1 pseudogene is annotated in these 230 nt (G+C 57.8%); it reads left to right on the top strand.

From position 1 onward, the window contains the following. A pseudogene (locus tag ACTHS3_RS18855) lies at positions 1 to 230 on the top strand (protease Do); the annotation flags it as partial.

The following is a 230-nucleotide window of genomic DNA, read 5'->3' as shown; positions in this document are numbered from 1 at the left end:
GCGTCAACGGCGAAGAAGTGCGCGTGTCCAGCGATTTGCCGGTCATGGTCGGCTCGATGCTGCCGGGTAAGGAAGTTTCGCTGGAAGTATGGCGCAAAGGCGAGAAAATCAATGTGAAAGTCAAACTCGGCAGCATGGCGGAGCAGAACGAAACGTCTTCACGCGCTACCGAGCAGCCGCAGCAGGCAAATCCGGCGGACGGCTTTACCGTCGATAATACGGGACTGACC

This window comes from Neisseria sp. P0009.S007 (genome assembly GCF_051962515.1).
The sequence above is the reverse complement of the archived record's forward strand: the minus strand, read 5'-3'. Positions and strand labels throughout refer to the sequence as shown.